4 protein-coding genes and 1 pseudogene are annotated in these 10699 nt (G+C 46.8%); 2 read left to right on the top strand and 3 right to left on the bottom strand.

The features are described from left to right. A pseudogene (locus RH949_RS25260) lies at positions 1–184 on the top strand (hypothetical protein); the annotation flags it as partial. Here RH949_RS25260 and RH949_RS25255 read toward each other — a convergent pair. Beyond that, positions 161–1528 carry a hypothetical protein gene (locus tag RH949_RS25255; protein WP_446357012.1) on the bottom strand — a complete coding sequence of 456 codons (1368 nt, stop codon included), beginning with the start codon at positions 1526–1528 and terminating at the stop codon, positions 161–163. The pseudogene RH949_RS25260 and the gene RH949_RS25255 sit on opposite strands and share 24 nt — an antisense overlap. Positions 1529–1941: 413 nt before the next feature. Then, positions 1942–2418, bottom strand: coding sequence for a hypothetical protein (locus RH949_RS25250; RefSeq protein ID WP_446357010.1), 477 nt, complete (start codon positions 2416–2418; stop codon positions 1942–1944). A gap of 222 nt (positions 2419–2640) precedes the next feature. Here RH949_RS25250 and RH949_RS25245 point away from each other — a divergent pair, with 222 nt between their 5' ends. Next, positions 2641–7956, top strand: coding sequence for an nSTAND1 domain-containing NTPase (locus tag RH949_RS25245; RefSeq protein WP_446357008.1), 5316 nt, complete (start codon positions 2641–2643; stop codon positions 7954–7956). A 159-nt stretch (positions 7957–8115) separates the two neighbouring features. Here RH949_RS25245 and RH949_RS25240 read toward each other — a convergent pair whose 3' ends face one another. Further along, a complete protein-coding gene (locus tag RH949_RS25240) occupies positions 8116–10554 on the bottom strand; it encodes a PhoD-like phosphatase (protein ID WP_446357006.1) in 2439 nt (812 codons plus the stop codon). Between the last annotated feature and the right edge of the window lie 145 nt (positions 10555–10699).

Raw genomic sequence — 10699 nt, 5'->3', positions numbered from 1 at the left:
TCAACCCACCGACTTCGCTCAACCCACCGACTTCGCTCAACCCACCGACTTCGCTCAACCCACCGACTTCGCTCAACCCACCGACTTCGCTCAACCCACCGACTTCGCTCAACCCACCGACTTCGCTCAACCCACCAGCTTTAAGTCAGTACTATTCAACTTAAGCCCAAAACCGCCGAATTAGCCAAGTCACTAACGCCGCAGCTAAGGCGACAGTTAGGGTGTAGGTGAGGGGGATAGCGGGTTCAACCCAAGGTTTAGGAACAAGTTGAGAATTAGAAATTAGCAATCGAATTGGGTCTTGCTTGTCCTCACCCAGCTTGTCTAGAGAGGCGACAAAGGAACCCACTGTCCAGCCCACACCAATGACAGCCACGGTATCTTGGAAGTTGCGATCGCGTTCGGCTTTATCTAATTCTACACGAGAGCGAATCGCATTAATCGTGTCTTCGAGTAATCTCAGTCCGCGTTCCAGATTTTCGGTGTCTTTGTGGATTTGCAGCAGGTATTTATCGGTGACTAATTCGCTAAATTCGTTTAAAAAGGCTAAGTCACTGTCTGATTGTTTGGCGATGCGGGCGACTCGTTTTTTATAGTTACTTAGATTAATATCAATCGTGCGGGCTTGAAAGTCAAGCTGGTTTAGGTTAATTGTATAGCGATTTAAAATATCCTGAGTTTGCTCTAATTGTTGGCGAACTTTGTCAAACTCTCGTCTCTGCGATCGCGCCAGATGGATGGATTTTCGTCCGGCTTCAATGGCGGCAAAATAATGTTTAATGGTTTGCTTTAATAAACGGCTTTGACTGTAAGCCCAGAGGATTTTGTTGCGGTAATAGAATAAGCGCAACCAGTCATCATAGAAACGGGCAGCAGTTTCGGCGGCGGCTCTGTCGGGATAGAGGATAATTAGAACATGTTGATTGTCTTGTAAGTTGGCAATATTGGTGATATCAGTGTTCTCTTTCATCACCAAGCGGTAGCGCTTGAGTTCATAGATAGTCGCCCCTAAAAATTGCCCTTGTCCTTCTAAATCCTGTTGCCAATTTCCATTAGGAATTAATGACTTGTAACAGGCTTGGGCAACAGCGTCAGGATTTTGGCTTTCCGGCTGAGGAAGCCAGCCAGACATAATCCAGCTTTGTCCAATGGTGGCGGTTTCACCGTGCGATCGTTGTTCAATTTCGGTTTTTAGGGTGGCAAAAGATTGGGCGGGTTGGGGTTCAGTTTGATTGTTAATCGAACAGTCGAGAATAAGTCCGTAGGTATCGCCTAAACGCACGGGATAGTAATAGCCTTGCAAGGAATCGGGTTCTGCCGGGGTTTCAAAGGGGTGAACTTTTGGTAGGAGTTCTTGATATTCGACTTCAAAGTAGTTATCTTTTTGAAAGAGGAGAGGGTGAACGCTGGCGGGGAGTTTTTTCTGGAATTGGATGCGATTTTGTTCGATGTCGGCTTGACTTTCGCCTAAGCCGTTTCTGAGGTCATAGAGAAACAGATCGAGGGTAGGATAGATAATATCACTCATAGTTTAAAGACAAAAGATAAAATATAAAATTCAAATCAACAACTACTGTACTGGCGTTATACGCCTAATTTAGTGAATGAAGGTTACATCCAGAAACCGTAGGATCGCACCGACGTGCATTGGCGTCAAGTTAAGGTCAAAAACCAATACTGGTAAGCTTTTCAGCTATGTCTATCTACGGCTCAAAAATTCCCCCTCATCCCCTAACCCCTTCTCCCACCGTGGGGAGAAGGGGAACCAGATTCTCTTACTCCCCTCTTACTCCCCTCTCCCAAGCTTGGGAGAGGGGCTGGGAGTGAGGGTTTGAGCTTAAGTTGACACGGATGACGTGTCTCCTTTACTGACGTGCGCCCTTTCCCCGTAAAATCGAGTTCACAATTTTAGCTAAACTTAAGTTATTGGGATATCTGCAATTATGTATTAGCTGTAGGCTTTTGCAAGAATTGTTTGAGTTTGTCTAAACTACTAAGTTTTTTCGCCGTTGCCGATGGGTTGGGCTGCGATAATATATCGATCGCGATATTATTAATTTCTAGGCTATCTGATTCAGACTCGTCAGCCACAGGAGGAAAACCGCGTTCTTTTGGTGCAGTAGCAGAGGCGACGTGTTCGAGTTCGGCTGAGGTGGGGAGTAAATCGGGGGGAAGGGTATCACCCACTTGATCAAGTTGAGATTTGGCGGTTTGATACCGCTGATTTAAGTTCGGGTTCACCTGAATAATTGAGAGTAAACTAGGGGCGATGTCTGATTCCCAGGCGGCGGGTTCGAGATATAATCGATGGGAAATATCGGTCAGGTCGGCTGTTTCTTGTTCAGTGAGAGAGGTGTCTAAGTCTCGAAGAGCAAGCAATAGCGCTAGTAATATATTATTCGTGGTTAGATTATCCATCGGTAATCCTGAAATTGTTACAAAATATAAAGTAATAGGAATGGTAATCAGTACCTTCCTATCCTATATGACTATAACTTTACAAGCAATGGATTTCAGATTCCGGATTTTGGGTGAATTCAGACACAAAAATTTTAATTCTTTGAAAATTTTAATTGCCGCAAAATAAACCTCAAAAACCTATAATAAGGTTAAATAGCTAAACTCTACTAATTGGCAGCAATGGACAGGGAAGCGTTGGTCGTCGGGATTAATCTTTATCCGTTACTCCGAGACGGACGGACGAAAAAATCCCGACATCTGGATAAACCCGCCGCCGATGCTGAAGCGGTGGCGCAGATTTTGGAAACTTATGGACAGTTTCGGGTGCGACGGTTACCAGAAATGTATGACCAAGACGGGAATCCCCACGTCGCCGCTAAACCTCATCCCACCCAATTGGTACGGGTGAAAACGCTACAAGAGGCGATCGCACAATTATTTAATCCCCCCAGTCGCCAGGTTCCGGATACGGCGTTGCTGTTTTTTGCGGGACATGGTTTAAGGAATGACCAAGGGGGAGTCAGTGAAGGATTTTTGGCAACCAGTGATGTGAAACCTCAAGATGGAAAATGGGGGGTTTCCTTGCAATGGTTACGGCGATTACTGCAAGAAAGTCCTGTGCGTCAGCAGATTGTTTGGCTGGATTGCTGTCATAGTGGGGAATTGCTTAACTTTTTAGAGGCTGATCCGGGGGCGGTGGGGGAAGCACGCGATCGCTGTTTTATTGCGGCGTCTCGTGATTTTGAGGTGGCGTATGAGGAATTTGGCGGACAGCATGGGGTATTAACCGGGGCGCTGTTACCGGGGTTGCGTCCAGAGGGAAAGTTACAGAGGTGGGTGACAAATTATAGTTTAGTCGAGGCGATTAATCGTCAGTTATTGACCTCGCGTCAATGTCCGATTTTTCACAACTCTGGCGGTGAGATTCTGCTGACGGGGAGAAAGGAAACGATAGAACGGGCGGTATCAATAGCGAAAGTCTGTCCCTATAAGGGATTGGAGTCTTTTGAGTTTAATGATCAAGATCCCAATTATTTTTATGGGCGCACCGCGTTGACGGATCAATTGTTGGCGAAAATACGCCAGGGGAATTTTCTGGCGGTGGTGGGTGCGTCGGGGAGTGGGAAGTCGTCTCTGGTTAAGGCGGGGTTATTGTATCAGTTGAAACTGGGACAGCGTTTGTCGGGAAGTGACCAATGGGCGATTCGGATTTTTAGACCAGGAGAACATCCGTTAAAGAGTTTAGCCTTGGCGTTGGTGGATGAGGCGGCGGAGTCAGGAGAGGTTGAACAATTGGCGTCTCAGGGGGCGGCGGGTTTAGCCGAGTTGGTTGGGGCGATTGATGCGCCTCGTGTGGTGTTGGTGGTGGATCAGTTTGAGGAAGTGTTTACCCTGTGTCAGGATGACAGGGAACGGGAACAGTTTTTTGAGTGTTTACTGGGAGTGACCTCTCCTCTAACCCCTCCCCTGCAAGGGGAGGGGAATATGGCGGCGGTTGATCCGTTTAATCATGATCATGATGTAGGGGCGCAAGGATGGTATCCGAATCGGGGTCTGAATCGGCGCCCGAACCAACCTATCACCTCAGACCAGAAATTACCCGATTATCAGCAAGGGCAAGATTTAGAATCGACCTCTCCCCTAGCCCCTCCCCTGCAAGGGGAGGGGAATATTGCTCCCCCTTCTTACCCCTCTGGTTCTCTTCTGCAAGGGGAGGAGAATATTGCTCCCCCTTCCCTCGCAGGGAAGGGGGCTGGGGGGTTAGGTCTCAGGTTAAATCTCACCGTGGTAATTACCATGCGGGCGGACTTCTTTGGCAAATGTGCGGAACAGGATTATGGCGGACTGGCTAACCGCATCCAAGAGAATTTAGTCACCATCACCCCAATGAATACTGAAGAATTAGCCGCCGCTATCACCGAACCCGCCAAACAAGTCGGCTTAGAAATCGAGCGGGAATTGGTAACTCAGATGCTACAGGATGTCGAGGGACCAGGGAGTTTACCCCTATTGCAATATACCCTAACTGAACTGTGGCGGCAGCGTCAGCTGAATCTGTTGACCTTGGCAGACTATACCAAATTGGGCGGCGTCAAGGGAACGCTGCAAAAACGGGCAGATCAGGTGTATGAGTCTCTGTCTAAAGAACAGCAATTGATTGCTAAACGGATTTTTCTGGAATTGACGCAACTGGGAGAAGGAACCGAAGATACCCGTAGGCAGGTATTTAAACAGGATTTTATCAACAATAAGTTATCTCAGGAATTAGTCGAGCAGGTGATTACCCAGTTAGCCGATGCTCGGTTACTTGTCACATCTCAACTGCAAGTAAGGGGAGAAAAGGAAGCTAGTTTAACTGTCGTGGATGTCGCACACGAAGCTCTAATTCGCCATTGGACACGCCTACGTCAGTGGTTGACGGAGCATCGGGAAGCGATGCGAATAGAGCGTAAGTTAGAGGAAGCAGCTAAGGAGTGGCAAGATAATGGTAGGCATCCAGACTACCTCCTCAAAGGGGCAAAATTAACCGAGGCAAAGAATTATTGTCAGAACTATTCAGATTTGGGTTTGTTGTCTAGTTTGGCGCAAGAATTTATTCAAAAAAGTATCTGGCAACGCCTAAAAAATAAATGGTTGATAAGTGGATCAATCGTTACTGTTATTGGAATAGTAACGATTGTGGCTATTGTATTCACCAGTCTCCGGTTAATAGCTAAAAAGCAACTCAAAATCACAGAACTGCATGAAAATACAGCGCGTGTGAATGCTTTGTTGCCCATTCAACCTGTAGAGGCAATAGTTTGGGCAATTAAGGCAACAGGTGAGACTCTATCCTCATCCTCTGAGGTTCGTCAGCAGGTTTTTCCAGAGGTGTCTGTCAGTCTCTATGATGCGACGAGAACTGTTAGAGAACTCACTATACTAACAGGTCATCAGGGTAAGGTTCAGACAGTTGCTTATAGTCCGGATGGCAAGCAAATTGTTAGTGGTGGCGAAGATGGGACACTGAGACTGTGGAATCGCCAAGGTCAACCCATTGGTCAACCCTGGCAAGGACATCAGGGTTATGTTACATCAGTCGCATTTAGCCCAGATAGTCAGCAAATTGTCAGTGGTGGTGCAGATGGGACAGTGAAGTTGTGGAATCGCCAAGGTAAGCCCATTGGTCAACCCTGGAAAGGACATCAGAGTTGGGTAACATCGGTAGCATTTAGCCCATATAGTCAGCAAATTGTTAGTGGGGATGTTAACGGGATACTGAGGCTGTGGGATAACCAAGGTACATCGATTAAACTCTGGAGAGGACATCCGAAAAGGGTCAGTGCAGTGGAATTTAGTCCCGACGGCACGCAAATTGTCAGTACCAGTTATGACAAGACAATCCGGCTGTGGGATAGCCAAGGTAAACCTATTGGTCAACCCTGGAAAGGACATCAGGGTTATGTTACATCAGTGGCATTTAGCCGAAATGGTGAACAAATTGTTAGTGGTGGTGCAGACGAGACAGTGAGGGTGTGGAATCGCCAAGGTAAACCCATTGGTCAACCCTTAATCGGACATCAAGGTTGGGTAAGATCAGTGGCATTTAGCCCGAATGGTGAACAAATTGTTAGTGGCGGTTATGACATGACTGTAAGGTTGTGGAATCGCCAAGGTAAACCTATTGGTCAACCTTTAATCGGACATAAAGCGTTGGTGTTGTCTGTAGCATTTAGCCCCGACGGTACAGAGATTGCCAGTAGTAGTAATGACGGTACTGTAAGATTGTGGGATAGCCAAAGTAAACCCATTGGTCAACCCTTAATCGGACATCGAGGTGAGGTTACGTCAGTCGCATTTAGCCCAAATGGTGAACAAATTATCAGTGGTGACGAAAACGGTACTGTAAGATTGTGGGATAGCCAAGGTAAAGCCATTGGTCAACCCTTAATCAGACATAAAGCGTTGGTGTTTTCAGTAGCAGTTAGCCCCAATGGTCAGCAAATAGTCAGTGGTAGTGGTAGTGGGAATCATAATCAAACTATCATCTTGTGGAATAGACAAGGCAAACGTTTTATCCCTCAACCCTTAAAAGGTCATCAGAGTAACGTGTATTCAGTTGCCTTTAGTCGGGATGGTGAAAAAATTGTCAGCGGTAGTGATGACGGAACAATCATCTTGTGGAATAAGCAAGGCAAACCCATTCTCCCTCAACCCTTAAAACATCAGGGTGGGGTGAGAGCCGTCGCTTTTAGTCCGGATGGTCAGCAAATTGCCAGTGGTGGTAAAAACGGGACTGTGAGAGTGTGGAATAATCAGGGTGAACCGATTGGTGAATACTGCCAAGCACATCGGGAGCGCATCTTTTCATTAGCTTTTAGTCCTGACAGTCAGCGAATTGTTAGTGGCAGTGCAGATGGGACGGTAAGATTGTGTGACAACCAAGGTAAACTGATTCAATCCTTCAAACCCAATCGGGCTTCGGTCTTATCAGTAGCCTTTAGTCCAAATGGCATTATCAGCGGTACTTCTGATGGGACTGTGAAGCGATGGAATAACCAGGGGACTATGGTTGATCTGCTTTTGAAAGAATCTGCTGGTCAAATTTCCTCGGTGGCATTTAGTTCAGATGAAAAGCGGATTGTTAGCGGTAGTTCTGGTGGGACAATCAGTTTATGGCAGAGTGGCAGTTGGGAAACTTCGCTGGCAATGGCGTGTGAGACGTTGAAGAATCATCCTATCCTGATTGCTCCTGAAACAATTTTTGTGGAGGAGACTACAATTAAAGGGGAGCCTATCAGGTTTACACAAAATGTTCAAGGGAACCCAAGGAGTTGGGTTTCGTTCCTCAACCCAACCTACACAGTTGATATGCACCCAATTGAAGTTAGTCAAAAGGCTGCTGAAATTTGTATGGAATATGATGTCTGGGACTCAAAAGAAAAGGCTGATTTTTACGTGAATAAAGGTCGAGTAATGGCGCGAGATGGAAAAATAACAGAGGCGATTAATTTCTACACCAAAGCTCGGAAGTTTTACCCTGATATTGACCTAAATCCACAAGCTAAAGACAACGCTCCTAAATCTGTTGCCTACATTTTTGCGGCACAGGGAAAGGTTAACACAGGAGAGAGGTTGGCACGAGAGGGGCAAATATCCGAGGCGATTAACTCCTACACCCAAGCCCTAGAATTAGATCCCACTCTAGCAATTTCTGCCTATTCTTGGAATCAGATCTGTTGGTTCGGTAGTTTGCAACAACAGGCGACTCAGGTAATGGATGCTTGTGAAAAAGCTGTAACTCTTGCACCTGAAAATGGAGTTTTTCGGAAGAGTCGCGGTATTGCCAGGGCGCTAACTGGGGATACCGTAGGAGCCATTGAGGATTTCCAGATATTCATTGAATCGATTGACAATAATGAGTATAAAAAACAACCACAGCGCTGGATTGATCAACTCCGCGCCGGGAAAAACCCCTTCACGCCAGATGAATTTGAAAGGCTATTAAATGAATAATTTGAGACGAACAGAGACATTTCAACAGAACGTCTCTACAATTCAACCCTAAATCCCCGCATGACCTAACGCTAACCCCGCAACCAGCATCCCCATAACCAAAAACGGTTGAGCGCTGGCTTGATATTAATTTAAATGCATGACAGCTTACCTTCTGCCTTAACTGTTAATTGTAGGTAAGGGGGGAGGCGACTCTAACCGCAGGGGCGCAAAATATCGACTTTTAACCACAGTATTCGGCTTCCAGGGTGGATGCCAATATACGTCTTGAATCACGGCTTTATTCTCATCTGGCAACCATTGGAAACTGATAACGCTAATGTTATTACAGCCGACAATTTCGTCACCCTCTTGTAGCCAGCGATTGCGCCATAACCACGATAGAGAACCGAATAAAACTCTTCGCCATAAGGGTGGCTTTTTGCCGGATTCTGGCTGGGGATGTCGTTTCAGCCAAGGAACGGGTTCAGCTTTTTGGCGTTTACTCCATGCGGTTCGATACCGCCAGTCGGGTTGCGATCGCTCCTCCTTGAGGGCGACTTGCCACGCGATGTCCCAAGTGCCTTGAGGAACCTGGATTTGCTGCCAAAAGGGTCCTTGACTGGGGACTGGCACATCTTGGATTCTCACCTTACCGGGAGTGGCGATCATTTCCACTAATTGCGGCGGGTGTTGCCATCCCACCCAATATTCGGATTGTTCTAATGCTAGTGATTTAACTTTGGTATGAACTAAATACGTTTTTAAATCAGCATTTTTGATGGAACTAGAGGTTAACTGGACTAGCACCGATGCCGAGTCATGATTGTCCCTCTCTTCCGCTTCCCAGACATAGCCGACGGCTTGTCTCTGGAGTCTCCCACGGGAATTAGCCCAATAGTTGAGGCGAACCACGGAGCCATAGTGAATATCTCCCGACAGTAACACAATGCGATCGCGTCGCTGAAATAGCGCAGTTAATAGCTTACTAAAGGCGACATCGTGAAAGTTCCACGAATCCCCCACATCTGTGCCAAATACCTTACCCTGATGCCAATGCCACCGTTGGGCGATATCCACTAACGACGCATGGATTAGGTTGGTTGGTAAAACAATTAATGTGGCTTCAATCCTCGACTTACCCGCCGCTTTTAGCTGATCGGTTTCTTCTAGAGGATCTTCAATCTGCTGATCAAAAGCTGTGGGGGATAATAGCATTGGCGGCGCGATCGCTTGATCCTCTCCCATGGGAAAACCGCGCCATGTCCGCGTATCTAATACGATAACTTCGTGCTTAAAACTTCTAACGCTATAGTGCCAGGTTAAAGTTGGAGTACCATCGGAATTATTTCGATTCAGAATTAAAACCGCTCCATCCTGTTTCAATTTCGGCAATCCTGTTTCGGCTTCAATGTCAGGCACTCCCAAATATTTTCCCATCGTTTCCCAGGCGGATGCATCTGTCCCGGCTGATTCTGACCATTGTTGCAACACTTGCAAGAATTTTTCTCCCGGTTGCTCAGAGGTAAACTGTTCTGGTGTATTTCCCCACGCCTGACATAAGGCATAAGCTAATAGTCCATTTTGGACGATCTGTCTGCCCAGAGGTTTACCTAAAACTCGGTTACACCACTCCCGATTCAAATACCAATCATCGCTAACATCGTGGTCATCAAAAACCATATAAGTTGGGATATTCGCTAGCGATCGCCTGACTTGCCACAAATACCTGGAAAAGTCCTGAATCGCATCAACTTCCTCATCCCATGATTTCGACTTTTTCCCCCTTGTCTTGCCTTTAGTAAGATGATTCACCCACAGGATTGGTGACCAAGATAACAGATACATCGCCAAATATTCACCCAGACTAAATAGATGGCTTTTAGCGCGTTCGGGTTGATTCTCCAGCATCGCGGTTAAGCCAGCATAATTTCGGGCAATTTCTGTGCGCTGTCCCGGTTTCCATTCACTCACTTTTTTCCAGGAATACCCCTTGACAAAATCACCTTTATAGGGCAATTCTTCCTCCCAACCGAGTAACGTATTCCCGATATCGCTGAGGGCGGCTAACAGGGGATCAGCGACATCATCGGCGTAAATTTGATCCCCCGTTAAAAAGAGTTGATGAGGTCTATGATTAGGTTGATCGGCTGACTGTTCGATTAAACCATCTAGCAGGGGTAGGGCATCTTGTCCGTTTCCGTGGGCTTTGCGACAGGAACCATGAACGATCCGCAGATGATTTAAGTCATCCGGCGGCATGGCAAATGTGGGCAGATTGTGGTCTAAATAGCTAACGGTAATAACTGGGAAAACGTCTCTGGCGTTGAGGGCATCGTTGAGGGTTTGATTGCGATCGCCAAATTCCAAATCGTAGGCATAAATTTGTCCCGGTTCGAGTAAGTATCCATCAATGGGTTTAGCCGTTACCGCGACAATATGCAGGTATTTGCCCACAGCTACAGTGGCGCGTGATCCAGTCAACTGTTCCCGATCAAGGCTTTTTCCCTGACCTGCGATCGTGGTATACACTCGAAGCGTGACCACACTCGGCGCTTTCAGTGCCAGCCAAACCGTGACGCCATCGGGATCAGTACGCCGCAAGATGGGACCTGCCAAAATGAGCGGCAGGTGTGTCAGTTGTTCCTGAAAATCGCTGTAGGTGTCGATCAAGGGCAAAGCCAAAGGGATGAAGAATGAGTTGTCATGCAGACTTCATACTACCAAAAAATGCTCAGATGTTCTTGACAACCTCCCTGAAAAT

Origin of the sequence: Coleofasciculus sp. A1-SPW-01 (assembly GCF_040217205.1) — a bacterium.
Taxonomy (GTDB): domain Bacteria; phylum Cyanobacteriota; class Cyanobacteriia; order Cyanobacteriales; family Coleofasciculaceae; genus Coleofasciculus; species Coleofasciculus chthonoplastes_A.
This window is presented reverse-complemented; position numbering and strand designations above follow the sequence as displayed.